We start from the raw sequence: 26,938 nt of genomic DNA on the forward strand, positions 1-26,938 counted from the left end.
GAAGGTGGAACCCATGAAGAGTCATCGCAAGGAGTTGTGGTTCGAGACGCACAAGCGCCGTGAGTTGCGGAATATTACCGGCGATGTTGCGGAGTGCCTCCGGGCGAGCGGCATCCGCGAGGGGCTTGTGCTCTGCAACGCCATGCACATCACCGCCAGCGTGTTCATCAACGACGACGAGTCCGGTCTGCACCAGGATTTCGAGGAGTGGCTGGAGGGGCTGGCGCCGGAAAAGCCGTACTCCCGCTATCGTCACAACGGTTACGAGGACAACGCCGACGCCCACCTCAAACGGACCATCATGGGGCGGGAGGTGGTGGTTGCTGTTACGGACGGGAAACTTGATTTGGGGCCGTGGGAACAGATCTTTTACGGCGAGTTCGACGGCATGCGGAAAAAACGGGTGCTGGTGAAGATCATCGGGGAGTAAGCGTAACCCCACCGTGAGAAGACCGTAACATCCACCGTAATAAAAACCGTAACATCCTCAGGAGGGGAATATGCCCCTGGCCAACGAGCTGAAGCACTACCGCTGCTACGAAATCTTCTCCCAATCCACCGGCGTGGAGATCCGCGAGGCATCCAAGGTCCACGAAGAGAACGGCCAGGTCGCGGAGCGCGCCGGCCGGGTGCAACTGCGCTTCTTCAAGCTGACCCCGAAGACCAAACCGGACGACGTGACCCAGATCCGCTTCATCTGCGAACCTGACGAGGCCTTTGGCCTGGCGCTGATGATCGGCCAGGTGGCAGCCTCATCGGCCCCGTGCAAGGAAAAGCTCGCCCCCCACAAGTTTGCGGGCGGCGAGCAGGGGGCGGAGACGGTGACCACCCTTTCCGTGGAAAAGTGGGAGCGGGGCGGCAAGAGCGGCTATGCCCTCACCGTGGGCCGCGGCAAGGATTTCATCAGCGTGCCGGTCCCCTTGGGCAAGTTCCTCTTCGCCGGGGAGTTCCTCAAGTCCCTGGCCGTGGAGCAGTGCTGGGTGGAGCGGCCGGAGAAGAAGCACTAACAGGTTGTTGAAAAACAGCCATCTAGCGCCGTCCTCGAAAGCTTCCTTGTGCAGCGTAGCGCTGCTACGCCTCCGCGGGGCTTCCTGCGGGTGCGACGATCTGACTATTTTTGAACAACCTGAGTTTTCAGAGACCTACTAGTGTCACAACCCAAACGGTACAACACCTTTTCAGATGAATTGAAACGGCTCTTCGGCTGCAAGGTGCAGCGCATCTCTGTGGATGCCGGTTTTAGCTGCCCCAACCGGGACGGTACCCTGGATACCGGAGGATGCATCTTCTGCGGCGGGTCGGGTTCCGGCGCCTACAGTATCCGCCCCGAACTCTCCGTGGCCGCCCAAGTGGAGGACGGCAAGGAGGTCATGCGCCGCAAATACCGGGCGGAGAAGTTCATCGCTTATTTCCAGGCCTATTCCAATACCTATGGGCCAGTGGAGAGGTTGCAGGCGCTGTACCACGAGGCGCTCTCGGTCCCCGGCGTGGTGGGGCTCATTATCGCGACCCGCCCCGACTGCCTGCCCGACCCGGTACTCGATCTCCTGGCCCGCCTGAGGGAAGAAACCTATCTCTGGCTGGAGCTGGGGCTCCAATCCATCCACGACAAGAGCCTAACGTTCATCAATCGTCGCCATGACTACGCCTGTTTCGTGGATGCCCTGAAACGGGCCAAAGTCCGCAGGATACGGGTCTGCGCCCACGTGATCCTGGGGCTGCCCGGCGAATCGCGGGAGGAGATGCTGGCCATGGCGGGCGAGTTGAGCCGTCTCGGCGTGGACGGCGTCAAGCTGCACCTGCTGCATGTGATGAAGGGAACGCGCCTGGCGGAGATGTACGAACGCGGCGAGATTGCGGTGCTGGACCGGGACGGCTATGCCGGACTGGTGTGCGATTTTCTGGGGCTCCTGGATCCGGACATCCTGATCCATCGCCTGACCGGCGACGGCGGCCGCGACAACCTGGTGGCGCCCCTCTGGTCGCTCAATAAGTTCGAGGTGCTCAACCTGATCGACGCAGAAATGGAGCGGCGCAACAGTCGGCAGGGGATCAGATTTTTCCCAGAAAGATCAGCACCAGAAAGATGAAGTAGAATCCCCCGCCAACCAGCAGCGTCCCCGGCGTCAGATGTTTTTTCCAGCGGATTTGCAGGTAGGCCATGCCGACGGAGCCGAACGTCAGCAGGACCGTCAACATGGCCGCGCTGTTGAGCCGCCATTCGGTCATCAAGATGCCGATGGCCGTGATGATGGAGCCCTGAAAGACCATGGCGCCGGTGACATTGCCGATTGCCAGGGTGTCCTTGCCTTTGTTGATCCAGATGACGCTGTTGAACTTCTCCGGCAACTCCGTGGCAATCGGGGCGATGATCATGGCCAGAATAAAGGCCGAAATCCCCATCTGCTGCGAGAGCATCTGCACCTTTTCCACGAAGATGTACGACCCCCAGACAATCAAAAGCAGCGATCCCAGTACCTGAAACCCGATGATCGCCATGTGCGGATCGTGGGACTTCGGGGCAAAGTAGCAAGGATCGATTTCCGACTCTTCGATCTCGTGCGCCTCCGGTTCGCCACCCCCCGTCAGGGTTCTCAGCACGTAGCCGCCGTAAGCGAGGAAAAGCGCCAGCGCCATAAAGGTTTTGACGACCGGGTGCCCGCCGAGGAATGATGCAGTGATGGCTACTGCATACAACACCAGAAAATACTCCATGTCGCGCCGCATGACCACGGTATCGACCCGCATGACCGGGTAGTCGTCCCGCTTCTTGCGGTTGACGATCACGGCCAGGCCGCTGATGAAAAAGGCCAGCGTGCCCAGCATGAACGGTGCGCCGATGATGGCGCCGACACCGATTTTGTGGCCGGCTTCGGGCGATCCGAACATGATGGCGACAATCGGGACAAGCGTCTCGGGCAGGGCTGTACCGATGGCGGCGAAGATGCTGCCAACGGCGCCGTCCGACAGTCTCATCTTCTTGCCGAACCATTCCAGTCCGTTGGTGAAGACCGTGGCTCCCAGGAGGATGATGCCCAGGGCGACCAGCAACAACAACCAATTGATCATGATTACATCTCCACTCGCGTGACAACCCCTTGCAACTTGGCAGCAGGAAGTTTGTTGAACTGCACGAACGTCGGCGTCAGCTTCTTGATCAAGGCAAACACCTTCCAGATTGGATTGTTTGTTTCGATATCCTCGATCCCGTAAAAAATGACTTTCTCGCTGATACCGTGGTTTTTCAACTGCTTCTCGATGTCAAGAACCTCCATGTAGCCGGCTTTTAATTCGAAAAATTCCAGCCCACTCCCCACATCTTTTTTATGATGACAGAAGGTCCCGAACGGTTCGTCCGTACGTACGATGGAGATGAAGATGTTGCGTTCGTAGATGATGTTGGAGCGGATAACGCAATGAATGATATAGGGGGGGATTACATCCAATCCCTTGAGGAAGAAGAGCGCCGTGCCCGGGATACACCCCTTGCCGTAAATCTGTTCGTAGGAAAGCAGGAAAATGTCGAGTTCCAGCGGGCGTAGCGCCTTGTAAAGGTATCGCTGTCCATTGGTCCAGATCAGGATGATGGCAAAGGGGATCGATGCCAGGATGATCGACCAGTAGGCTCCATGGGGGAACTTTGAGAAAGTGGAGGTGAAATAGACCAGGTCGATCAGGGCGATGCCGACGACGATCGGTACTTTCCATTTTTTGGTGGTCCGGGAGAAGACCATGATCATCATGATGGCGGTAATGGTCATGGAACCAGTGACCGCCATGCCGTAAGCCGCCGCCAGGTTGCTCGACTGCTGAAAGAAGAACATCACGAAAATGACCGCCACCATCAGGGTCCAGTTCACTGCGCCGATGTAGATTTGGGACTGGATATGGCTGGAGGTGTACTGCACCTTGAACAACGGCATCAACCGGGTGGTTATACCTTGGTAGACGATGGAGAATACGCCGCTGATGATAGCCTGGGAGGCGATGATGGTGGCCATGATCGTCAGTAGCAGGAAAGGGATGTAGAGCATGGGGGCCTGGTTCTGGATCATGGCGAAGAGGATATTTTTCGCCTCAGGGTTGCGCAGAATGAAAGCTCCTTGGCCGAGGTAATTCAGGTAGAGGGAGGCAAAGACGAAGTACCAGGCCCGGATGATCGGTTTCTTGCCCAAGTGCCCCATGTCGGCGTAGAGCGCTTCACCGCCGGTGGAGCAGAGGATCACTTCCGACAATACAATGTAGCCGGCAAAGCCGTTGTGACGGAAAAATTCCAGCGCGTGCCAGGGGTTGATGGCCGAGACGATGGCCGGGGTGCCAGCGATGGAGGCTAGTCCCGATACCAGCAGGGCACTAAAATAGACCACCATGATCGGCCCAAAGATGCCGGCCACCCTGTCGGTGCCACGGGATTGGAAGAAGAACAGGGTAAAGGCGATCAGGGCTGCAATCAGGACCAGAATCGACTGCGAAGTGGCGGCCAGAGAGGGGATCAGCAGCATACCTTCAACTGCAGAAAGGATCGATATTGCCGGGGTGATGACCCCGTCCCCCAACAGCAACGACACGCCCAGGAATGAGAGAAACCCGGCAAATGCCAGCACACGCCCCTTTTTGAAGAGCTTGATGATAATCTCCCGCAGGACGATTTCACCCCCCTGACCCTTCTTACCCAGGCTCATGGCCAGCCAGGCGTATTCGGCCGTCACCAGGATAGTCATAGTCCAGAAGATCAGGGAGAGAATGCCGTAGACGTTGGCTACCGTTGGCTTGGTCAGAGTGAACACCACGGTCAGGGTGTAGATCGGGCTGGTGCCGATATCGCCGAACACCAGACCCAGCGCCTTGACGATGCCACCCCAGAAAGAATCTTTTGGCTTGTGAATCATGAGACTCCCGTTCTTAACGGACAGGGAATACAAAAAAAGAGCGGCATTGCTGCCGCCCACTATTTATACACCATTCTTTCCGAACATGTAACCCCTGATCAGGTGAACACTACATTTCCACCCGCGTCACCACGCCTTGCAACTTGGTTGCCGGCAGCCGGTTGAACTGGACGAAGTTGGGGGTTTGGCGCTTGATGGTGGCAAAGAACCTCCAAATCGGGTTGTCAGTGGTGATATCCTCGATGCCGTAGAAGATGACCTTCTCGTTGATGGCGCTTTCCGAGAGCAATTGTTCCACATCAAACATCTCCATATAGCCGGCCCTGATCTCAAAGGCATCCAGGCCTGTGGCAATGCCGGTTATAAGTTTCGATTTAAGTCCGAACGGCTCATCGGTGCGGATAATGGAGATGAACACATTACGTTCGTAGATGATGTTGCTTCTGATAATGCAATGCACCACATAAGGCGGGACGACGTTCCATTCCTTGACGAAGAACAGACCGGTTCCCGGTATGTTTTTGTCCTTGGCATAAATTTGTTCGTAGGCCAATCCGAATGTATCCATGTCAAGTGGTCGCAGGGCACGATAGAGGGCGCGTTGCCCAAAGGTCCAGATCAGGATGGTCGCGAAGGGGATCGAGGCCAGGATGATCGACCAGTAGCCCCCATGAGGAATCTTGTTGAGGCAGGCGATGAAGAAGACAACATCCACCAAGGTCACCAGAATGACAAAGGGAACCTTCCATTTTTTCCTGGTCCGGCTGTAGATCATGATCATCATAATGCCGGTGATGGTCATGGTACCCGTGACCGCCAGACCGTAGGCCGCGGCCAAGTTCTCCGACTTGCGGAAGATGAGCATGATAAAGATGACCGCTGCCAAAAGGGTCCAGTTGACAGAGCCGATGTAAATCTGGGACTTGAGATGGGTCGAAGTGTAATCAACCTTTAATAGCGGCATGATGCGGGTGGTGATTCCCTGGTAGATGACGGAGAATACCCCGCTGATCATGGCCTGGGAGGCAATGATGGTCGCCATTATGGTCAGGATGAGAAAGGGGATGTAGAGCATGTGCGCTTCCTGCTGGATCATGCCGAACAGCAGGTTTTTTCCTGTACCGTGGTCAAGGACGTAGGCCCCTTGGCCAAAGTAGTTGATGGCCAGGGCCCAGAAGGCGAATTTCCAGGCTCTCATGATAGGCTTGCGTCCAAGGTGGCCCATGTCGGCGTACAACGCCTCTCCGCCGGTGGCACACAAGATCACCTCGGACAGGACAAAAAATGCGGCAACGCCGTTATCTATGAAGAACTTTGCCGCGTACCAGGGGTTGACCGCCTTGACCAAGTCGGGGTGAGCCGTAAGGGCGACCAGCCCCGAGATGGTCAACGACACGAACCAGATCAGCATGATTGGTCCGAAGGCACCGGCCACCTTGTCGGTCCCTTTGAACTGGAAGACGAAGAGCACAATGGCGATAAGGGCGGCGATCAGGATCAGGGTCCCCTGCTGCAGACCTTCCAGTCCAGGGATCAGGACCATGCCCTCCACGGCGGAGAGGATCGAGATGGCCGGCGTGATGACACCGTCTCCCAGCAGGAGCGATACGCCGAGGTATGAAAGAAAACCGACAAAGGCTATTTTCCGACCGGGCTTGAGCATACGGGCCAGGATCTCTTTGAGAACAATGGTACCACCCTCGCCTTTGCGTCCGAGGTTCATGGCGAGCCAGGCGTATTCGGCGGTAACAAGGATGGTCATGGTCCAGAAGATCATGGAGAGAATTCCCATGACGTTGTCACTGGTCGGTTTGGTCAGGGCGAAGATGACGGTCAGGGTGTAGATTGGACTGGTGCCGATATCGCCGAACACCAGGCCCATTGATTTGATGATGCCACCCCAGTAGGAGTCGGCTTCCACATTCTTTGCCACGTAGTGCCTCCGAAAAAATATAACTTATACCACCGGAGGGCGGCGTGCTCAATGTTTTTTCCCGATGCATGTCTAGCGTTCTGTGCCGTTCCCGCTGCATGGTCTGTCGATTCATCACAGCCACCTGATCCGGGCTGGCTTCGGGAGGTCTTGTGGTGGTGGCGTTTTCCGGCGGGTTGCTGATGCCGGCTACTGATGAGTTCTCCGCATAATCCTGACCGGGATAGAGGCCGGTTTCCACGCAGCAAAGATAAATCTTCATGGGGGTACCGCACAAATGGGTAATATGGTTATTCTTTTGAAGATAGTGCTCTTTGCGGCACAGATTTCCGGATCCGTATGGGCTTCTCCCTGCGTTGCAGCCGCGAGACACGGCGGAATGTGATTAATGTTTCTGGTACCTTGCGCCGCTATCACGAAGGTGTCAAGATAGCCGGAAACTCTCTCAAGAAATCATCAAGAAGGCCGGTATCGCGACTGCGGGACCACATTTGGGTTGTACACAATGGGCAAACCTTGATAAACTCCGGCGCTATCGCACTTAATCGGAAAGATCGGCTCATGGCGGAAAAGATCGTTGCACTGAAGGTGGATGTGGATACCTATGCCGGCACACGTGACGGCGTACCGGCGCTGCTTGAGGATATGGCCCGTTTCGGGGTTACGGCCACCTTCTATTTTTCCATGGGACCGGACAATTCGGGCAAGGCCATCCGGCGTATCTTCACCCGCAAGGGCTTCCTCAAAAAGATGCTGCGCACCAAGGCGCCCGCGGCCTACGGCATCAAAACCATGCTCTACGGCACGCTCCTGCCGGCGCCCATGATCGGGGCGGCCTTTTCCGGTGTGCTGAGGGAGGCGGAGCTGCGCGGCCATGAGGTCGGCATCCATTGTTGGGATCACGTTAAATGGCATGATTATCTCCCCTGGTTTCCTAAGCATTTGACTGCCTTGGAACTGGGCCAGGCAGAGGCACAGTTCGAGGAAATCCTGGGCCACCGCGCCGTAACCACCGCAGCGCCGGGCTGGACCGTGTCGGTTGATTCCCTGGAGGTGCAGGATGCCATGGGCCTAAACTATTGTAGCGACGGGCGCGGCACGCACCCCTTTTATCCGGTCATGGATGGCCGCCGTTTCCGCACTCTGCAGATTCCGACCACCCTGCCGACCGCCGACGAGATCCTGGGGGAGAACGACATCACCCCCAAAAATATCCACGATTACTATCTCGCGCAACTGAAGGAAGGGCTCAATGTGTTGACCATTCACGCCGAACTGGAGGGAGGTGCCATCCGTCCCTCTTTTGTCCGCCTGCTGGAGCGCTTTGCGGCAGGAGGTATCCGCTGCATTACTCTGGGGGAGGCGGCGCGTCAGGTCTCCAACGTACCAGCCTGCCGCCTCTTTATGGGTGAGATTGCCGGGCGGGCGGGCAAGGTAGCCATCCAAGGGGAGCAGGTCCCGTGATGCGTTTTCAATCTTGCCCCCTCATCCCCCTTTCCCCCCGGAGTGACTGTGTCTGATGCCGTTTACCGTTATTTTCGGGTAAAACACCGCGACATGGTCTACCTCAAGTTCGTTCTGGAGGCTTATGAGGGTATGAACACCATGAGCACGGTGGACAATGCGGCCGGCATCATCCGCATTGCCGTCATGCCCGGCTTTGTGGAGGAGATGGATAGCCTGCTGGCAGAACTGGGTGGTAGGGTACCGATGGAGCCGGTTTCCTGGGAGCAGGGCGGTGAATGACCCCACTGGTCGCCATTGCGGCCGATATGCGCTGACGGTGCTCTTGGCGGTCAACCTCCTGAATTACATCGACCGCCAAGCCCTCTATGCCGTCTTTCCTCTCATCAAGGTTGATTTGCACCTTACCGACACCGCCTTGGGCCTTCTGGGAAGCGCTTTTATGCTTAGCTATATGCTGGCCGCGCCGTTCTTCGGACGGCTAGGTGATCGCCACAGCCGCAGCCGCCTTGCGGCCGGGGGCCTCCTGGCCTGGAGCCTGGCCACCATGCTCTCCGGTTGGGCCGCCTCCTATCGCCTGCTCCTGACGGCCCGTTCGCTGGTGGGTATCGGCGAAGCCAGTTTCGGCACGGTTTCTCCGGGGTTGGTGGCCGATTTCTTCCCCCGCGAGCGCCGGGGGAGGGTGCTGTCGCTCTTTTTTCTTGCGATCCCGGTGGGAAGCGCCCTGGGCTATGTCCTAGGCGGCGCGCTGGGTCAGGCATTCGGCTGGCGCACGGCCTTCATGCTGGTCGGCCTGCCGGGACTTGTTCTGAGTTTGCCGCTGCTGTTCCTGGCCGAACCACGCCGTGGGAAACAGACGCCTGACGGGGGTGTGCAGGGCGAAAGATTCTCCTCCACGCTACGCCGGTTCCTTGCCAATCGCACCTTTGTCCACTCCACCCTCTCCATGGCGGCCATGACCTTTGCCCTGGGAGGGCTGGCCCAGTGGGTACCCTCGTTTCTCCACCGCACCTTCAGTCTGGATGTAGCACGGGGAAATACACTGTTCGGCATGTTGACCGTCGTGGCCGGTATCATTGGCACCTTGGCGGGCGGCTGGCTGGGAGACCGTCTGCAGCGCACCAGCGCCGCCGGGTACCTGCATATTTCCGCTGCCGGTTTTCTGGTCGGCGCGCCAATGGCTGCATTGGCCATTCTTTCCCGCTCCCTGCCATTTTGTCTGGGCGCAATCTTTGCCGCCGAGCTGTTCTTGTTCCTTAATACCGGCCCGCTCAACACCGTGCTGGTGAACGTGGTGGCGCCCAATCGGCGCGCCTTGGGGTTTGCCATCAATATCTTCGCCATCCATGCCTTGGGTGACGCTGTCTCGCCCGCCATCATCGGAGCCCTTTCCGATGTATGGGGGCTATCTGCCGCACTTTTGATAACCCCGCTGGCCATTTTGGTTGCGGCCGGTTTCGCCTTCCTGGCCGGACGCTTCGTAGCCGAGGACCAACGGGCGGTGGAGGCGTAAGGGAGGGTACAGGTTGTTGGGCAAGGATAAGCAAGATAAACCTCACAAAGCTTCTTCCCCTGGTTCTACACCTACATCAACTTCCGCCTGACCGTCGTCCCCACGCAGTGGCGTTCTCTTTACTTCGACGATACCAGTCTGACCAGGGGCAACCCGTATCCCGGCATAAAAGGTTTCTCGGCCGCCATTCTCTACCACCATTTTGGGACACTGGAAGCGGCTAACTTTCGGTAGGGTGGAGGGCGGACCACCCCTTTCTGGCCCACGGCGCTCCCTGGACCGATGGCGCGGCAATGGTACGCATTCTGGCTGATCGGAATATCTCCGACATCACCTTTGCCCCGTGCAGCTTTGTGCCGACCGCCGCCGGGCATCCTTATTGGGGTAAGCGGTACTCCGACGTCTGTGTTGCCGGCCTGGGCCGTAACCGGCTTGATTCGCTCCTTGACAGGCCTGTACTTGGCGCAGACCTTCTTTGAAACTCATTCCCGGCGGTTCAAAGTGTTTGAAGGGTTCGGCACCGGGGTTGGGGAGCCAGGATGCGTGGCGCTTGCTGAAGCAGAAGGGGGTTGTCCCACCGGATGTGGCACGGCGTTGGATGGAGATTGAACGGTTCAGGAAAGAACGGAGCAAGTTTCTGCTGGCTAAATTAAGGGTTCTGTATATTACGTGTTTAAACAACCCCCTCCCGTCAGGGGGTTGTTTATATCGTCATGACCTGCAGGCCACGACCGGCCCCGGAGACATACACGAACGTGATGCCCACCACGCCGTTTTTCCATTCATCACAGCGGTAATCCTTTAAAAACGTACAGCGAAAGGCCTTCACCCGGCTACCCGCTGGCACTCCCGCCTGGGGCGACAATTCACGCGGGTTCGGCCAGGCGCATTCATCCTGGCGTTCGGCGGCAAAGGTCGGCAGCTTGCCCATGAGCGGCATCTCCTGACGACAGTAGTCGAAGAAGAGTGCATCGTTCAGCAACCGTCGCGTTGCGTCGTCCACCAGTGGTCCCGCCAAACGGGCGAACAGTTCGTACACACGCCGGGTGGAAAGGCCGGAAAGGTTGTCGTTGCCAGCCTGACGCGCCATGCGGTCGAAGAGGGAGGCCGTGTCGATGGTGCGCCGCAGCAGCATCAGGACAGTGGAAAAGCCACTGTGGTTGTAAAACAGATCCAGCAGGCGTCCGATGGTCTCGATACGGCTGATATCGGCAAAGTTGAGCCACGGGTTGCGCAGGATCGTATAGGGCGGAAACCCGGAAAAGTGGTAATCGTCATGGCTCGCGATCTCCCGCATGGCGGAGCCTTTGAGCACCTTGAGCGGTTCTATCTGGATCATGTGCGGGCTCAGGTCGGCCACTGCGCGCAGGGAGGCGAGAAAGCCGGTGAAATCCTCGCCCGGCAGTCCGGCGATCAGGTCCAGGTGCAACTCGATGTCGGTTTCGGCCCGCAGGCGGCGGACGGTGTCGAAGATGCGGCCCAGGTCGGCTTTGCGGCCGACCCGCAGGAGTGTGGTTTCCGAGGCAGACTGAACGCCTATCTCGAACCGGAACATTTTGGGCGGTACACGCTTCAGGATGTTTAGATTGTCTTCGGTCAGCAGGTCGGCGGAGATTTCAAAGTGGAAATGGCTGTCCCGGTTATGTTTCAGGATGAATTCCCAGATGTCGTTGGCCCGCTGGGCGTCGAAGTTGAACGTGCGGTCCACCAGTTTGATGCTGGCGATATTGTGGCGCATGAGGAGGGTCAAGTCGCTCTTGATACGCTCCATGCCGAAAGATCGGACGTGCCCCTCGGCGGAAGAAAGGCAGAAGGCGCAGGAAAAGGGGCAGCCACGAGAGGTCTCGTAGTAGACCAGAGGTTTTTTTAGGTCAACCAGTCCCGCCTCGAAAGGGGAGGGGATAGTGTCCAGCTCCATGAAATGTTTGCTGAGTGGGCCGGAGGTGATGTCGTCACCGTCGCGGTAATACAGATTGTCGATCTCCCCCAGGGAACGCTCCAGCAGATTGCTGTCGCCATGTCTGACGAGGGCGGTGATCAACTGGTGGAATACCTGTTCACCCTCCCCTTTGATCACGAAGTCGATGGCCGGGTTGTCGTGCATCAACTCGAAAATAGTGAAGGACACCTCCGGGCCGCCCAGAACGATGCGTGTGTCCGGTGCGATCTTCTTGATGTCTGAGGCGATGCGCAGCGTTTTCTCGATGTTCCAGATGTAGCAGGAAAAGGCCACCAGATCCGCCTGTTCGGACATGATATGGCGCAGGAGTTGCTCGCGTGGTTCATTGGTGGTCCATTCCCGGATGGCGGCCGATACGCCGGGAATGGTGTGGCAGTATGTCGCCAGGCAGGGGAGCGCTAGTGATGCGTGGGAGTATTTGGCGTGGAGCGTGGTCAGTAGAATTTTCATGTCAGAAGCTCACAACATAGGAATTATTTTGAAATTTGATCTCTGTTTTAAGCGCATTCGAAAGGGAATTCAATCGTTCAATAACAGCTTTGGCCGGTTTTCCCGATAAGAGCCGGGGCTGAAACCCTACCCGCCGGTAGAGTACGTCCAGCGGCAATATTTCCGCTTCGCGCTGCGCATCGTCAAGCCGTAGAAGGATGATGACGCTCTGGTCGGCTGTGGTGCTCTTGCTTGCAAAGGCGAAATTGCCGAGACTGTAGAAGATGATGCCCTTTTCGTAGCGCTCGATACCTTGCAGCACATGGGGGTGATGTCCGATGATTACGTCCGCCCCGGCATCGATGGCCTTGTGAGCAATACTGCGCTGAAGCGAGGTTGGAAAACCTTGTCCTTCCTGGCCCCAATGGAAGGAGACGATCACGTAATCCGCTTCTCGACGAGCCCGGGCAATGTCAGGGGTAAAGATGTTTTCATAGCCCGGCGCGGTTCCGGGGCGTTGCCTCGCGGCGAAAAACTCCACCGGTTGAGTCAGGGAGTACCCAAGAAAGGCGATCTTTTTGCCTTTGACGATAAAAAATGCTATCCGGCGCGCCTTGGCCAGGTTTTCGCCGGCACCGACCCAGGTGATGCCGGCCGTCTCCAGGTTGGTCATGGTTTCGGTCAGCGCTTCGGGTCCGAAGTCCATGCTATGGTTGTTCGCCAGGGTGACTAGGTTGAAGCCGGCTTTGCGCATGGCCTTGGCTACTTCCGGTTCGGCCCGGAAACGGAATTTCTTTGCGGTGTATTCCTTGCCCCCCCGTGCGATGGGCGATTCCAGGTTTGCCAGGTTGATGTCGCTTTTGGCCAGGGTTGCCGCCACCCCGCTGAAGGGTTGGTCGTAGCCTTGCTTCTTGAGTAATGGTGCCCACCTACCCGCCAGCATGATATCGCCGGTAGCGCCGATGACTATCCCCTCGCCATAAGAATATGGTGGCATGGCGGTGAGCAGGATTACGGCTAGAATTATAAGGGTGGATATCCGTTTCATGAGGCTCTTTTACATTGACGTGGCGTGATGCAGGTGCTAAAAAATACACTTTTAATCCCTAAAAATAAAGGTGTTTCAGATGCTTGACATGAAATTTATCCGTGAAAATCTGGACGAGGCAGAACGCCGTCTGGCCACCCGTGGGGGGGCTTCCTGTCTGGACCGGTTCCGCGATCTGGACGAACGGCGCCGGGCGCTGCTCCGGGAGGGCGAAGCGCTCAAGGCCGTCAAGAACAGTGTCTCCGAGGAGATCGGCAAGGTCAAGGACAAGAATCAGGTCCAGGACAAGATTTTGGAGATGCGCGAGGTGTCCAACAGGATCAAGACGCTGGATGAAGAGCTTAAACAGGTAGATGACGAGTTAAGCGGCGTCCTTATGACCGTGCCCAATCTGCCTGACCCCTCCACACCATTGGGAAAATCGGAAAACGACAACGTGATGGTCAGAAGCTGGGGAAAACCGCAGGTGTTCGAATTTTCTGCCAAGCCCCACTGGGAGATCGGCGAAGATCTAGGCATCCTGGATTTCGAGCGGGCCGCTAAGATCACCGGCGCGCGTTTCACCCTCTACCGGGGCGCTGGGGCTCGCTTAGAACGTGCCCTGACCAGCTTCATGCTCGACCTGCATACGGAACAACACGGGTACACGGAGGTCCTGCCTCCTTTCATGGTCAACCGCGATTCCATGACCGCAACCGGCCAACTCCCCAAGTTCGAGGAAGACCTCTTCAAGCTGGCGGACCCGGAATTTTTCCTCATCCCCACGGCCGAGGTGCCGGTGACAAATATCCATCGGGGCGAGATCCTCAAACGTTCTGACCTGCCGATCTGCTACACCGCTTATACCCCCTGCTTCCGGCGCGAAGCCGGCTCCTACGGCAAAGACACTCGCGGGCTGATCCGTCAACACCAGTTCAACAAGGTGGAATTGGTCAAGTTCGTCCACCCCTCCGAGTCGGCGGCCGAACTGGAAAAGCTCACAGCCGATGCGGAAAAGGTCCTGCAACTACTGGAACTTCCCTATCGGGTGATGGCCCTGTGCAGCGGTGATATCGGCTTTTCCGCCGCCAAGACTTATGATCTGGAGGTCTGGCTGCCGGGACAGAACTGCTACCGCGAGATTTCCTCGTGCAGCACCTTCGGCGACTTTCAGGCGCGGCGTGCCGGTATACGCTTCCGGGAGAACGAAAAAGCCAAGCCGGAGTTCGTCCACACGCTCAACGGCTCGGGCCTAGCCGTGGGCCGGACCGTGGTGGCCGTGTTGGAAAACTACCAGCAGGCGGACGGATCGGTGCTCGTTCCCGAAGTGTTGCGGTCCTATATGGGCGGGTTGGAGCGGATATCCTGATACCCTTTGAATTTCGGGAGAGATTATGCTATAGGACCTTGGAAAGCACATATGGAAGGGTGGCCGAGTGGTTTAAGGCAGCGGTCTTGAAAACCGCCGAGGTGCAAGCCTCCGTGAGTTCGAATCTCACCTCTTCCGCCATAAAATATCAAGGACTTAGGCTAAAAACCTAAGTCCTTTTTTTTGCCGGCTGGCGCGGATGGCGATGCAGGTATAAACGTGCTGCCTTAAAGACCCCACTCATAGGCTGCAAGTGGATAGTGCGTTCTTAGCTGATGCAAACCACCTGGGCGCAATTTCTCGCCATTGATTGTGCGCACATTGTCAATACCGCTCCTTGGTAGTCATTCTATTGTGCTTATATTGGTAATTGTTCCAGGGATGCTCGTGGGAACGCTGAGGTTGGTCCAATAGGAACAATACAAAGCCGTCAACGGTATCAGCGGAATAAGGAGTATTATCGTGATCACCGTTTACCTTGCCCTGGTATCTGTTACTCGTTGACCCTTTCCCATCAGGAAGTATAAGAGTGTTGTAATGGGGGGAAGAAGCATAAGAATATAGCCATGCCATCTTGACACCTAAATCGCGGAATCTATTCAGAACAACATCAATTATAGCATACTGCCAGACGCACGACGAAAATACCAGAATAGCGATGATTGTAATGATAAATATTGTTAAAAGTATTATGTGAACCATTTTATAGAAAATAATGTCTACGCTAATTGATATATTATAGTATCATGATAACGTGATATAAATTGTTTAATATCAAATCTTAAAGGAGATAGTTAAATGCCAACCCTGCTCGAACTTACAGTGCAGATCGTATCGTCACATGCCCTTTCATCAGACATGACCCAAGACCAATTACTTGAAGAACTCCAGAAGGTACACGCTTCTCTCAAGGCAATCGAATCGGGCACATCTGTCGAACCAGCGACAAAAGAGCAACCCAAGCTGACCATCAAGCAGGCTTTCAAAAAAGATGAAATCATTTGTATGGTGTGCGGGCAGAGATTCAAAACCCTCAAGAGGCACCTTGCACAAGCACACGATCTAAAACCGGGTCAATATAGAAAACAATTCAGCATACCTTCCTCAATGTCTTTGACCGCCAAGAGCTATTCTGAGTCGCGCCGGCAGACGGCAGTGGACAAGGGGCTTGGTGAAGGGCTTGCCAAAGCCAGGGAGTTAAGAGCCGCCAAAGCGCAAGGGGAGAAAGCACCCGTGCCGGCAGTGAGAGTGAAGCCTGCCGTACCGGCAGTGAGAGTTAAGGCATCAGTACCGGCGATTAAGACCAAAGCCCCAGTACAGGCAAAGACAAAGAAAGTTAGTGTACCTGCAAAGAAATCTAAGTAACTATTTATTTTGTAGCGTAATAACGGATGGATAAAGTTTGGGCGTGGAAGTCTCCAGATAATGGAACGATATGCCCAACTATCGCTTGGCAAGCCGCCACATGCTGCAAAGATACTTGAATTATAAGACTGTTTAATGTACGGTGATACATAAAAATGCAGCGGTAATGGAAAGTGCTTGAGGATAACTTTTTGATATAATAGTTATTTTCTGGAGGGACTGGTCTAAGAAACCGCAGGGGCACAAGCCTTCGTGAGTTCGAATTTCACCTCTTCCGCCATATAATAAAGGTACTTATGTTTATGCATGGGTGCCTTTCTTGTTTTGGCCGATGCCGGCAAAACCTTAGCCGGCTCCCTCGCGCATATTTCCTGTGTGGTCCTTTTTACGCGATTCGTCACCGACGTTCTAAGTAGAGGCTTTATGAGCGGCAAGTCAACCTTGGTTGCAACAAAACTGAAAAATTTTCGTGAGACGTTCATACGTCAACTCCCCTCGAAATTAGACCAGATCAGGGAGGCTCATGCCGCCCTTGGTCAGGCTGCTTCGGCCAAGGACGGGCTGGATAGGCTGCATCGTTGTTTGCACTCCTTAAGGGGGGTGAGCGCCAACTTCGGGTTGGACGCCCTAAGCGACATTGCCGCGGAGGGAGAACGGTTGGCAAAGGAGGCGAGAAAAGGGGAAGCCGGCCCCGAGACCGCGTGGGGTCCCCTTTTGGCAGAACTTGTTGGCCGGTTGGAACGTGAGGCGGCCCGTACCGATGCGTCGCAGCTGATGGACCTGCAGGCTCTGGAGATTGTGGCCGCCGCCGAAACCTTTCACGAGATGGAGCGCAAGGTCGTCTACCTCTGCGAGGATGATTCGATTCAACGTTTAAATCTTGCCACGCAGATCGGCTGTTTCGGTTTCGAGGTGGTTTCTTTCGGGGAGCTTGATCAGTTTCGCACGGCGATCCGCAACGGGCACCCCGACATCATTGTCATGGATTTGGTCTATCCCGACCTGCCGGCCGGAGGGGCGGACATAATGCGGGAGGTGCAGGCCGATCTGGAGCGGGAAATCCCCACGGTCTTCATTTCGTCCCAGAGCAGCCTTCCTTCCCGTCTCGCGGCGTTACGAGCTGGGTCCAGCGCCTACTTCGTCAAGCCGATAAACATCACCGACCTTTGCACCACCCTCCACGCCCTAACGACGCGGGAGGCCCCCGAGCCGTATCGGATCATGGTCGTGGATGACGATCCCCTGTTGACGGAGATGACCACCTTGGTCCTCCAAGATGCGGGGATGGATACCCGGACTTTGAATGATCCTCTGCAGGCGTTGCCGCTCCTCTTTGAATTCAAGCCGGATTTGATCCTAATGGATATGTACATGCCTGATTGCAATGGTATGGAGTTGGCCAAGGCTATCCGGCAGATCGACGCTTATTTCAGTATCCCCATAATCTTCCTCTCCGCCGAAACCGATGCGGATGCCCAATTTGAAGCGAGACGGATGGGAGGGGACGAATTTCTGGTCAAACCGATTAAGCCTGACCACCTGATCTCTACAGTGACCGTTCTTGCCGAACGGATGAAGATAATTCGCTCCTTCATGGTGAGGGACAGCATGACCGGGCTCTTCAATTACGCTGCGACCAAGGACCATCTCGACATCGCTATCAAGCAGGCCCAGCGTCAAAGAGAAAATGTCTGTTTTGCCATGATCGACCTTGACCGCTTCAAGGAGATTAACGACAATTACGGTCATGAGGCGGGTGACCGGGTTCTGATGGCATTGGCCAGACTTCTCAGGCAGCGGCTCCGCAAATCCGATGTGGTCGGCCGCACCGGGGGCGAGGAGTTTGCCGTGGTGCTTCCCACATGCACCCTCCAGGATGCAGGCCATCTCCTGCAGCAGTTGCTGGAAAGTTTTGCCACTATCGGTTTTCCGGCCGGGGATACTTCCTTTTATTCGACATTCAGTTGTGGTGTCGCCTCCCTTGATAAATATGACACGGCGGAAAAACTTTACAAGGCGGCGGATGAGGCGCTCTATGTCGCCAAGCAGGAGGGCCGTAATCGCGTCGTGGCAGTCGGTTACGAAGAGGTAAAATAGCGGCCGAAGAAATGAGTCTGGGCAGGAGCAGGACAAGAAGATGACACTGTCCGGACTCTTGCTATGCCAACAGGGCTTAAAATAAGCTTTTTTGCAGGATAAGGTCTTACTGTTTTATGAAAACGATAGTCAAAATCATTTACATTCGAAATTGAATTGGTTACTATACAACCATAAAGAAGTAGAACGTTTCATAGGAGGTCAACCATGAACAGTATAGCAAGAACGGTGACGATCGTCGCGGCATCTATGCTTTTTTCAGCCATACCGGTCCTTGCCGATGAAGGGAATATGGGGGCAACGGAGTCGCAGATTCCGCAGGTTGGGCAGGGCCAAAAGGATGAATGTCTCCTGGTAGCCATGAACTGCGGCAAGGACGTTGACTCGATTCAGGAAAGGATTGAGAGGCTGAATGGGGAAATCAGCCGGGGAACTGATGTTTACACGCCTCAAGAATTGAGACAACTGCAGAATGAGCGTGACGACTACAATAAACAGTTCGAGCTTCTCATTGAAAACGGCGGTGGCGGATAAGCGTAGGGTTGCAGAGACCTGCAATCCGGTGTGAACGGGTAACGCGGGAGGCTGTGCGGCGAATGGCGCACGGCCTCTTTCTCTTTATATAACAATCTGGCTGTTGAGAAGCTTGGCATGAAAGGATTAGAGGTTACTCTGGTCCAGGCGGCAGGTGTGATGGCGTGCGGCGAAGGTTCCGCCGCGAGTGGCGCCGGTCAGACCGTGGAAGGTAGGAGTCGGATGCCTGGGGCAAGCTTATAGCCATTTTATCGTTCCTGGTAGTTGTCTTCGCTGTACAGTTTACAAAAACCGCGTTATGGTGTACTCACCCAGCGGAGTTCTGAGGCCTGTCCATATGGGATACCCTTTCATGATGCTCCAGATCGTCTTTCCATTCCCCATCGGACAGGGGGCGTCGGATTCGGGCCGAAAGGAAAAAAGGATCAATGTCTTTTTTCATTACCAGCGAATACATCAAGTTGGACAGCTTTCTCAAGGCGGTTAATGCCGTGGGATCGGGTGGGGAGGCAAAGGTGATCATTGCGGAAGGCGATGTGCGCGTGAACGGTTCCGTTGAATTGCGCCGGGGACGTAAACTCCACCCCGGCGACCGGGTTGAACTGGCTGGATACAGCTACTTGGTGGAGCGGCACCCCTGATTGGTGACCCTTCGTTTTGACTAACCCTCAAATTAATTTGACTTTTCCCGTGGTGTAGAACTAAAATCCTCCCTTATTTTGCCATTTTTCATGCTGTTATCACATTCTGGGAGATGATATGAACACACGTTTTCTCGATGCTTGTTGGGGTAAACCGGTGGACCGCACGCCGGTCTGGCTGATGCGCCAAGCTGGACGTTACCTGCCGGAATACATGTCGGTACGCTCGAATTGCACCTTCCTTGAATTGTGCAAAACTCCGGAGTTGGCGGCCGAAGTGAGCATTCAACCGGTGGATATACTGGGGGTCGACGCCGCAATCATGTTTTCCGATATCCTCACCCCGGTGGAACCGATGGGGATGAAGCTGGATTTCGTGCCGGGGCCGGTTTTCGAACACCCGGTCAGGAACATGGCCGACGTGGAGCAACTCCGCATTCCACAGATGGAAGAGGACGTGCCGTATGTTCTGGAGACTATCAAGATTCTTCGCCGCGAGTTGGCCAACAAGGTTCCGTTGATCGGTTTCGGCGGTGCTCCTTTTACCCTTGCCTGCTACATGGTGGAGGGCAAGGGCTCAAAGGATTTCGCCCAGATCAAGCGCATGATGTACTCGGCGCCCGACGTCTACGCGGCCCTGATGGAAAAAATCACCATGATGGACATGGAATACCTTAATGCCCAGATCAAGGCCGGGGCCCAGGCTATCCAGATTTTCGATACCTGGGGTGGCATCTTGGCGCCGTCCGATTACGAGACCTATGTCCTCCCCTACACCATCAAGTTGATCAACGGCCTGAACCGGATGGATACGCCGGTGATTCACTTCGTCAAAGGTGCCGGCGCCATGCTGGAAACGGTGAAGAAGGCTGGCGGTGATGTTATGGGATTGGATTGGCACGTCAACCTGGGTACAGCACGCGATGTGCTGGGCCAGGGCATGGCAGTACAGGGAAATCTGGACCCAACTGTGCTCTATGCGCCGAAGGAGGTCATTGAGGCCGAGGTCAAGCGGGTGTTGGACGAAAACGCCGGCCGCCCCGGACACATCTTCAATCTGGGGCATGGTATCCTGCCGACGGTTGCCCCTGAGAATGCCATCCATATGGTGGAGTGCGTGCATCGCCTGTCACAAAAGGCGGCCCATTAAGTTTTTACCTTGGGAATGGGGGCCTCATGACCGTATCGATAAAAAATGTGGTGGTCTTTGTCACCGATCTGGCCAAGGCAAAGAAGTTCTATTGCGAACTGCTCGGCCTTCCGGTTGCCGGGCAGAGCGAGATGATGATGGAGTTCTTTCCCGGCGCGCCGACCTCGTTCGGCGTGTCGCTGGCGCTTCATGAGGACGCCCGTAGGCTGGTGGGTCGGCATACCGGCATCTCCCTGCGGGTCGAGGGGATCGAGGCACTGTGCGAATCGCTGCGAGCCGGCGGCGTTACCTTTGTCGAGCCGTTGGAGTCGAGCCCGTGGGGCAAGATGGCGGTAATCGCTGATTTTGACGGTAATCAGTACGCCTTGGTGGATCGCTGATTCCTGCCGCGTACATATTGCGCAGGGGCGCAGAATAGAAAAGAAAACATTCCAGTGGGGATAAAGGGGATGGGCAGGATAACGACAACCCATTGAAGGAGTGGGGATGGTTTGTTCCGTCCATCTTCGGCAACATTTCCCTCTGTGCCCTGTCGTTGAGGCAGATTGCAGGTCTTTTGAATCACGGAGAATTTGGATAGATGAAGATAGTCACCTTCGGCCTGCTGCGCCAGCTTTCAGAACAGGCCCGCACCTCCCCGCGCCTGCGCAGGAATCACAATATTCATGAGAATGACGAATCCCGTTGCCATCGCCTGCTGAACGCCATTGAACCTGCCTCGTACGTTCGTCCCCACCGCCACCTGGACCTCGAAAAGGATGAGACCTTCATTTTGATGAGCGGCAGGCTGGGGGTCGTCACGTTTTCAGACGACGGGGCCGTCACGGAAACGGTTCTGCTCTCACGCGAGAACGGCAATCTTGCCACCGATGTCCCCCACGGCATCTATCATACGGCCGTGAGCCTCGAACCGGGAACGGTATTCTTCGAGGCCAAGGCCGGGCCTTACCTGCCGCTCGGCGACGCCGAGAAAGCCGCTTGGGCGCCAACCGACGATGAACCAGCGGCAACAGCTTACCTGGAACGGCTGAGAGCGCTTTTTTAAGATGTGAGGCGGGTGCGGCGATGAAAATGTGCGCAACTGCGATTATCCTGCTGCTCCTGATTGCCACAACAGCGGCTCCTCAGCAGGCTCCACAGCCGATGCGGCCCTACAGCGGCATCGGTGTGCTGTTCCTTGCAACGGAGCAGGGGGATGGTGGCCGTCAGGAGCCGCTTAACCTGTACGAGGAACCGGCCATGCTGCGCATAGGGTCACTTGACAGGAGTCAGGCACCTCCCTATGAGTGGCTCTTTATCCGGAATGCTTCCCAACTGCCGCTCATCGTGATGGCCCGTAGGGGAGACTGGTTGCGGGTCGCCTATGATGATGCCGGCCGACAGGGATGGCTGGAGCCACGGCAGCGAGATTCTTTTCAGTCATGGGAATCCCTGCTGAAGGGGAGGTCGTGCCGCTTGCTGCCCGGCTTGCGCAAACAGCAGTACCAGGTATTCCGCCGGCCGGGTAAGGTGCCCTTGACGCCTCATGCCCTAACCAAACAGTCTTTTAAAGTCGTCAAGCTGGAAGGCGATTGGGTGCTGGTGATGCCTGATCAGGATACGCTCGGGTGGCTGCGCTGGCGTGACGAGGACGGCCGGTTACTGATTTCGGTAGATATGGATTCCGATACACAAAAATATTGACGCTCGCATGTCGGGTGTGGTAAAGAAAAAAACCTATGTTTACCATGATTACCGCCATTGCAGCAGCACGAGCTATCAGCGCCGCGGCGAACGACGCCGCTGGAGTGACTTCTGCCCGGTGATCATCTATGGTCCCAATACCCATTAACAGCCGCGGGCAGAAAAGCCCGCGGCTGTTTTGTTTTCCACTGTTTTCGCCCGGCGGTTTGGCGTCTTGGCACGTGGTTCTTGCCGCCTTCCTTACTGGTTGATGCAAAGAGATAGAGACCCACTTCAGATAAAATATTCGAGAGGAGTCGGCAATGCGTATTGATCTGGTGAGCCCAGGAACGGGGGAGTTGACCTACGAGATCCGCAATATCGTCAATGTGGCTGAAAAACTGCAAAAGCATGGCGTGAAGATCAACTGGGAGAATATCGGCGACCCCATCGTCAAGGGTGAAGTCATCCCGCCCTGGATGAAGGAGATCGTGGCTAAGGCGGTTGCGGACGACGCCACCTGGGGGTATTGCCACACCCGTGGGGTGCTGGAAACCCGTGAGTTCATCTGCGAGACGACCAACCGCCGCGGTGGAGCCCAGATTACCCCGGAGGATATCATCTTCTTCAACGGCCTGGGGGATGCCATTGCCAAGATCTACGGCTGCCTGCGTCCCGAGGCCCGCGTACTGATGCCGTCACCTTCCTACACAACGCACACCCTGGGGGAGATTGGCCATGCCCATGCCGCGCCGGCCCTGTTCCGGCTCAAGCCCGAGGAAAATTGGTATCCCGACCTTGAAGACCTGCGCAACCATATTAAGTATAACCCCAATATCTGCGCTATCATGATCATCAACCCCGACAACCCCACCGGCATGGTATATACCGAGAAAACCCTGCGCGAGATCGTGTCGGTGGCCAGGGAACACAACCTGTTCATCATTGCGGACGAGGTTTATACGAACATTGTGTACAACGGTGAAATCGCCGTTCCGATCAGCGATGTGATCGGTGATGTTCCGGCTATCTCGCTGAAGGGGATTTCCAAAGAGTTTCCCTGGCCCGGTTCGCGCTGCGGTTGGATCGAGGTCTATAACGGCCACGACGACCAGCAGTTTCACAAGTATGTCAATCTGATCCTGACGAGCAAGATGAACGAGGTCTGCTCCACAACCCTCCCCCAGACCGTCATCCCAGCCATCATGCAGCATCCCGGCTACGCCGGGTACTTGGCGGAACGCATCGCCAGCTATGAAAAAATGAGCAACATCACCTACGACTTCCTCAAAGAGGTACCCCAACTTCTGGTCAACCGCACCAACGGGGCATTCTACATGGCTGTGGCGTTCAAGGAAGGTCTGCTGACCAACCGCCAGTCGCTCCCCATCGCCAACAGCGAGGTGCGCGACCTGGTGAACGGCCTGGTCAACCAGTCCGGTGTCTCACCGGACAAGAGGTTCGTCTACCACATCCTGGCGGCGACTGGTATCTGCGTCGTGCCTCTCTCATCGTTCTCTACGCCGTTGCAGGGCTTTCGCGTAACACTGTTGGAGAAGGACGAAAACGAGTGCCGCAGGATCTACAGCACACTTGCTGAAAAGATCAGCGAATACCTGGCGTCGTAGTTGCTGTCGCTCCCCTCAAAATCGGTTTTCTCCTGAGAGGATAAAAAAGGGGGAAAGGCATCAGGCCTTTCCCCCTTGGTAATTCATCCGGATTGACAAACCCCAATCAGGCTTTTTTATCGTCCTCGCCTTCCTTCTTTGGCTTGATCTCGATCTCGTCCTTTCCTTCGGACGCCTTTTTAAAGTTACGAATACTCTTGCCCAGTGCGCCGCCGATTTCGGGAAGCTTCCCTGCACCGAATACGACCAGAACGATGACCAATATGATTATCAGTTCGGGCATGCCAAATCCAAACATGTGATCCTCCTAAACATTGGGTAAATAGTTTTGCCAGTATCGCACCGGATGCCAAAAAAATCAAGCATTGCTGCGGCGTCCCTGCCGACTTGGCGATTGGCGCGGGCGCACGGCGCTGATTTTATTCCATCTATCTGAAATTAAAGATATTGTCTCCCTGACATTCGTTGACAGCCCGTGACCGGCGTGATAGAAACTGGGAGCACATCGTTTCCCAAAGGTGGTTATTATGTTAGACGAACGGCAGGTGAGCTTGTCAGCAATCAGCAGCAAAATGGTGGTTGTTTCATTGGTCCTGGCGACCGTGGCGGCGGGAGGCCTGATTGTGGACGGAGGAGGTGGCGTCCTTGTCATTGCCGCCATCGTTGCTACGGCACTTTTTAGTTCGCTGGCGTGTGCCAGGATTGTGGCCGGGGCCGTTTCTGTTGCCCGGTTGGAACAGCTCGCCGTTGTGCAAAAGCTTGGCCTGTCCGGCGAGTTGTCAGGCTATGTGGAGAAGGACGATGATCTGAGGTCTCTTACATCGCGCTCGACCTTTATCATGGAGCGGTTGGACGAACGGCTGCACGAGCATCAACGGCTTCTGGCCCGGATCATGGAGGCGGAGGAGAATCTCAAACTCGTCATGCACGGTCTGGCTATCAGCGATGAGAAGGAACTCTTTCAGGTGCGTGATGCGGTGGCCGCCATGGAGAGTATGGACGGCGCCTTTGCCTCAGTGATCGGCGATATAGATGAACTGTCTGGACGCAGCGCCGAGCAGGAGTCACTGTCGACCAAAATGAGTACAACCACCGACGGTATTGCCGACAACATCAACCAATATTCCAGTTTTGTCATAGAGACATCGAGCTCCATCGAACAGATGGTCCGCGCCATCAGGGAGATAGCCGACAACATCCGTGGGCTGTCGGCCTCGACGGAGGAGACGGTATTTTCCATCAACCAGATCAGCGTCTCCCAGGCCAAGGTGCGCAACAATGCCGAGCACAGCGCCCTGGCTTCAGAAAATGTCCGTGAGCAGGCCCAGCACGGATTACGGCACATGGCGGCCACACTGCGGGCGATGCAGGAGATTGAGAAGAGCAATGTGGAGTCCTTTGACGCCATTAACCGCCTTTCGCGGTATTCGGCTCGCGTGGGTGAGTTCCTTAATGTCATCCAAGAGGTGGTGGAGCAGACCAAACTCCTCTCTCTGAATGCTTCGATCATTGCGGCCCAGGCCGGCGTGGGGGGGCGGGCGTTTGCCGTTGTCGCCGAAGAGGTCCGCTCCCTGGCTTCCCGTACCTCGGCCTCGACGCGCGAAATCGAAGAACTTGTTCGTAATATTCAGAAGGAGACCGCGGCTGTGCAGCGATCGGTTACCCAGGGGAAAGACAAGGTCAAGGAAGGTGTGAAGATATCCTCTCTGGCCGACGAAGCCCTGGTGAAGATCGAGAAGAGCGCCGACGAAGCCTCCCACATGGTGGCGCGGATTGCCGCCGAAGCGACCGAGCAGACGGTCGGTATCCAACGCATTACCGAGGAGGCCGAAAAGAATCTCGAACGGGTCCAGCAGATCACCCTGAATACGGAAAACCAACAGGAAGGAGCCAATCTGATCGTCAGAAACCTGGAGCACATGAGGGATTTGGCGCAACGCATCAATATGTCGGCCCAGGAACAGGCCAGGGAAAACCGCCTGTACTTGCAAGGCGTTATAGAACACAACGAGCGGACAAAAGGGTTGAAGGAGAATGTCTATCGTCAACTTGTCGTCGCCGAAAAGGCCGTCGAAGCGGTGTGCAGGGTGGACGACATGATTTCGGCCAATACTGCCGAAACCCGGAGAATTCTGGATGCCGTCATGGTTTTGACGCGCGTGATCGACCTGCACCGCAACGAGACGGGTGGTGAAGAGGGCGAAGGTGAGGCCAATTATGAATAAGGTGCTGTCTTTGTCCCTGCTCCTGCTGATCGTCATGGCCGGGCCGGCTACTGCCGCAGATATGGAGATCACCCCATTTCGCACCGTCAACCAAAGCCCGCTCGTACAGATTTTCGGGCTTCCCGCGCAATCGGAGGCTACGGTCGCCCCCCCAGGAAGTGCCATTGTCAGCCTCGTTCAGGACGTTGCCAGCGACTATACCATCAGTTCCACGCCCCATGAGCAAATCCACCTCGACGGTGAATCCTACCGCTGGACCCTGGCGGCCCGCTATGGTTTCGGTGGACGTTTCGATGCAGGTCTGGAGGTCCCTTACGTGCTCTACGGCGGCGGCTTTCTGGACAGTTTCATTATCGGATGGCATGATTTCTTCGGCTTGCCCCAGGGAGGGCGCGACAGCGCTCCCAAAAACAAGCTGTCCTTCAGTTATACCAAGGATGGCGTCCAGAAACTCAAAGTGGACCACGCGGGTTCCGGCATCGGCGATATAAGCCTGACGGCGGGCATGCAGCTTTACGATGCCCGTGACAACGAATCCCACGACAGTCTGGCGCTACGTGCGTCCCTCAAACTACCCAGCGGCGACAGTAATGCCTTGAGGGGCAGCGGCAGCACCGATGTTGCCTTGTCGCTGTGCGGCAGTATGAACAACTTTACCGAATGGGGATCCCTGGGCGTCTTCGGCTCCATGGGAGGGATGGTGATGAGCGACGGCGATATCCTGCGTGACCAGCAGCAGAATTTTGTCGGCTTTGGCACCGCCGGTCTGGGTTGGGGGCCGGAGCCATGGATATCCTTCAAGTTCCAGCTCAACGGCCATACGGCCTTCTACCGGGGGAGCTCTCTGGATGAACTCTCCAAGCCGTCCTTGATGCTGGTCTCCGGAGGGGCGCTCAGGCTTCCCGGCGATTATCGGCTTGATATCGGCGTTTCCGAGGATGTGGCGGTTGCCACCGCACCGGATGTGGCCTTTCACCTGGGGGTGAGCAAGCAGTTTTAACAGGCTCTTTGAGCCATTGCTATCGTTGCAACGCAAAAAGCCCCACTTTCAG

Annotated in this window: 25 protein-coding genes, 1 tRNA gene and 1 pseudogene; 21 read left to right on the forward strand and 6 right to left on the reverse strand. The window is 56.0% G+C overall.

Annotation, left to right across the window (positions count from 1 at the left end; genetic code table 11):
- The first annotated feature begins 13 nt into the window (after positions 1–13).
- The 3 genes from LDN12_RS02855 to LDN12_RS02865 all read left to right on the forward strand — a co-directional run bounded on the left by LDN12_RS02855 (position 14) and on the right by LDN12_RS02865 (position 2,090).
- Positions 14–430: a secondary thiamine-phosphate synthase enzyme YjbQ gene (locus tag LDN12_RS02855; protein ID WP_223921182.1), complete on the forward strand. Its 417-nt coding sequence runs from the start codon at positions 14–16 to the stop codon at positions 428–430.
- Between the two features lie 70 nt (positions 431–500).
- Positions 501–1,007: a hypothetical protein gene (locus LDN12_RS02860; RefSeq protein ID WP_223921183.1), complete on the forward strand. Its 507-nt coding sequence runs from the start codon at positions 501–503 to the stop codon at positions 1,005–1,007.
- Positions 1,008–1,148: 141 nt separating this feature from the next.
- The gene (locus tag LDN12_RS02865; protein ID WP_223921184.1) at positions 1,149–2,090 is read left to right on the forward strand and encodes a TIGR01212 family radical SAM protein; all 942 of its coding nucleotides are present in this window, start codon (positions 1,149–1,151) and stop codon (positions 2,088–2,090) included.
- Here the strand turns inward: LDN12_RS02865 and LDN12_RS02870 are convergent.
- The 3 genes from LDN12_RS02870 to LDN12_RS02880 all read right to left on the reverse strand — a co-directional run bounded on the left by LDN12_RS02870 (position 2,053) and on the right by LDN12_RS02880 (position 6,771).
- Complete coding sequence (locus tag LDN12_RS02870) at positions 2,053–3,069, reverse strand: sodium:calcium antiporter (RefSeq protein ID WP_223921185.1); 1,017 nt, start codon at positions 3,067–3,069, stop codon at positions 2,053–2,055. The two genes, LDN12_RS02865 and LDN12_RS02870, sit on opposite strands and share 38 nt — an antisense overlap.
- Positions 3,070–3,071: 2 nt before the next feature.
- Positions 3,072–4,889 carry a KUP/HAK/KT family potassium transporter gene (locus LDN12_RS02875; RefSeq protein ID WP_223921186.1) on the reverse strand — a complete coding sequence of 606 codons (1,818 nt, stop codon included), beginning with the start codon at positions 4,887–4,889 and terminating at the stop codon, positions 3,072–3,074.
- A 109-nt stretch (positions 4,890–4,998) separates the two neighbouring features.
- Positions 4,999–6,771, reverse strand: coding sequence for a KUP/HAK/KT family potassium transporter (locus tag LDN12_RS02880; RefSeq protein ID WP_223924012.1), 1,773 nt, complete (start codon positions 6,769–6,771; stop codon positions 4,999–5,001).
- A gap of 612 nt (positions 6,772–7,383) precedes the next feature.
- Between LDN12_RS02880 and LDN12_RS02885 the strand changes: the two genes are divergently transcribed.
- The 4 genes and pseudogenes from LDN12_RS02885 to LDN12_RS17935 form a co-directional block, all read left to right on the forward strand.
- Positions 7,384–8,286, forward strand: coding sequence for a polysaccharide deacetylase family protein (locus LDN12_RS02885; RefSeq protein WP_223921187.1), 903 nt, complete (start codon positions 7,384–7,386; stop codon positions 8,284–8,286).
- 48 nt (positions 8,287–8,334) lie between these two features.
- The gene (locus LDN12_RS02890; RefSeq protein WP_223921188.1) at positions 8,335–8,568 is read left to right on the forward strand and encodes a DUF4911 domain-containing protein; all 234 of its coding nucleotides are present in this window, start codon (positions 8,335–8,337) and stop codon (positions 8,566–8,568) included.
- Positions 8,561–9,799 (forward strand): MFS transporter, encoded by a 1,239-nt coding sequence (locus LDN12_RS02895; RefSeq protein WP_223921189.1) that lies wholly within the window; start codon positions 8,561–8,563, stop codon positions 9,797–9,799. The genes LDN12_RS02890 and LDN12_RS02895 overlap by 8 nt, the downstream gene beginning before the upstream one ends.
- A gap of 236 nt (positions 9,800–10,035) precedes the next feature.
- Positions 10,036–10,278, forward strand: a pseudogene (locus LDN12_RS17935) (hypothetical protein); the annotation flags it as partial.
- 224 nt (positions 10,279–10,502) lie between these two features.
- On the opposite strand, the gene LDN12_RS02900 reads toward LDN12_RS17935, so the two are convergent.
- Both LDN12_RS02900 and LDN12_RS02905 read right to left on the reverse strand, forming a co-directional pair.
- Complete coding sequence (locus LDN12_RS02900; RefSeq protein ID WP_223921190.1) at positions 10,503–12,209, reverse strand: B12-binding domain-containing radical SAM protein; 1,707 nt, start codon at positions 12,207–12,209, stop codon at positions 10,503–10,505.
- 1 nt (position 12,210) lies between these two features.
- Positions 12,211–13,236 (reverse strand): CapA family protein, encoded by a 1,026-nt coding sequence (locus LDN12_RS02905; protein WP_223921191.1) that lies wholly within the window; start codon positions 13,234–13,236, stop codon positions 12,211–12,213.
- Between the two features lie 79 nt (positions 13,237–13,315).
- On the opposite strand from LDN12_RS02905, the gene serS reads away from it, so the two are divergent.
- From serS to LDN12_RS02960, 12 genes are all read left to right on the forward strand, one after another.
- The gene (gene serS, locus LDN12_RS02910) at positions 13,316–14,584 is read left to right on the forward strand and encodes a serine--tRNA ligase (RefSeq protein ID WP_223921192.1); all 1,269 of its coding nucleotides are present in this window, start codon (positions 13,316–13,318) and stop codon (positions 14,582–14,584) included.
- Positions 14,585–14,637: 53 nt separating this feature from the next.
- A tRNA-Ser gene (locus tag LDN12_RS02915) sits at positions 14,638–14,725 on the forward strand.
- 657 nt (positions 14,726–15,382) lie between these two features.
- Positions 15,383–15,949 carry a MucR family transcriptional regulator gene (locus LDN12_RS02920; RefSeq protein WP_223921193.1) on the forward strand — a complete coding sequence of 189 codons (567 nt, stop codon included), beginning with the start codon at positions 15,383–15,385 and terminating at the stop codon, positions 15,947–15,949.
- 423 nt (positions 15,950–16,372) lie between these two features.
- Entirely contained in the window at positions 16,373–18,046 is a 1,674-nt protein-coding gene (locus LDN12_RS02925) for a diguanylate cyclase (protein WP_223921194.1), read from the forward strand.
- 207 nt (positions 18,047–18,253) lie between these two features.
- Positions 18,254–18,580 (forward strand): hypothetical protein, encoded by a 327-nt coding sequence (locus tag LDN12_RS02930; protein WP_223921195.1) that lies wholly within the window; start codon positions 18,254–18,256, stop codon positions 18,578–18,580.
- Positions 18,581–19,008: 428 nt separating this feature from the next.
- The gene (locus LDN12_RS02935; protein WP_223921196.1) at positions 19,009–19,221 is read left to right on the forward strand and encodes an RNA-binding S4 domain-containing protein; all 213 of its coding nucleotides are present in this window, start codon (positions 19,009–19,011) and stop codon (positions 19,219–19,221) included.
- A gap of 118 nt (positions 19,222–19,339) precedes the next feature.
- On the forward strand, positions 19,340–20,371 hold the full coding sequence (gene hemE / locus LDN12_RS02940; protein WP_223921197.1) for a uroporphyrinogen decarboxylase: 1,032 nt from the start codon (positions 19,340–19,342) through the stop codon (positions 20,369–20,371).
- Positions 20,372–20,397: 26 nt separating this feature from the next.
- Positions 20,398–20,751, forward strand: coding sequence for a VOC family protein (locus LDN12_RS02945; RefSeq protein ID WP_223921198.1), 354 nt, complete (start codon positions 20,398–20,400; stop codon positions 20,749–20,751).
- 200 nt (positions 20,752–20,951) lie between these two features.
- Positions 20,952–21,416 carry a WbuC family cupin fold metalloprotein gene (locus LDN12_RS02950; protein WP_223921199.1) on the forward strand — a complete coding sequence of 155 codons (465 nt, stop codon included), beginning with the start codon at positions 20,952–20,954 and terminating at the stop codon, positions 21,414–21,416.
- A gap of 20 nt (positions 21,417–21,436) precedes the next feature.
- A complete protein-coding gene (locus LDN12_RS02955; protein ID WP_223921200.1) occupies positions 21,437–22,054 on the forward strand; it encodes a hypothetical protein in 618 nt (205 codons plus the stop codon).
- A 16-nt stretch (positions 22,055–22,070) separates the two neighbouring features.
- Complete coding sequence (locus LDN12_RS17840) at positions 22,071–22,202, forward strand: hypothetical protein (RefSeq protein ID WP_274382184.1); 132 nt, start codon at positions 22,071–22,073, stop codon at positions 22,200–22,202.
- A 154-nt stretch (positions 22,203–22,356) separates the two neighbouring features.
- The gene (locus tag LDN12_RS02960) at positions 22,357–23,661 is read left to right on the forward strand and encodes a pyridoxal phosphate-dependent aminotransferase (RefSeq protein ID WP_223921201.1); all 1,305 of its coding nucleotides are present in this window, start codon (positions 22,357–22,359) and stop codon (positions 23,659–23,661) included.
- Positions 23,662–23,767: 106 nt separating this feature from the next.
- On the opposite strand, the gene LDN12_RS02965 is transcribed toward LDN12_RS02960, so the two are convergent.
- Positions 23,768–23,959: a twin-arginine translocase TatA/TatE family subunit gene (locus LDN12_RS02965; RefSeq protein WP_149211424.1), complete on the reverse strand. Its 192-nt coding sequence runs from the start codon at positions 23,957–23,959 to the stop codon at positions 23,768–23,770.
- Positions 23,960–24,188: 229 nt separating this feature from the next.
- Here LDN12_RS02965 and LDN12_RS02970 point away from each other — a divergent pair, with 229 nt between their 5' ends.
- A complete protein-coding gene (locus tag LDN12_RS02970) occupies positions 24,189–25,886 on the forward strand; it encodes a methyl-accepting chemotaxis protein (RefSeq protein WP_223921202.1) in 1,698 nt (565 codons plus the stop codon).
- Positions 25,879–26,886, forward strand: a complete 1,008-nt coding sequence (locus tag LDN12_RS02975; RefSeq protein WP_223921203.1) for a DUF3187 family protein — start codon at positions 25,879–25,881, stop codon at positions 26,884–26,886. The genes LDN12_RS02970 and LDN12_RS02975 overlap by 8 nt, the downstream gene beginning before the upstream one ends.
- The last annotated feature ends 52 nt before the right edge of the window (positions 26,887–26,938 follow it).

The sequence above is a fragment of the Geobacter sp. AOG2 genome, from assembly GCF_019972295.1.
In the GTDB taxonomy this organism is placed as follows: Bacteria; Desulfobacterota; Desulfuromonadia; order Geobacterales; family Pseudopelobacteraceae; genus Oryzomonas.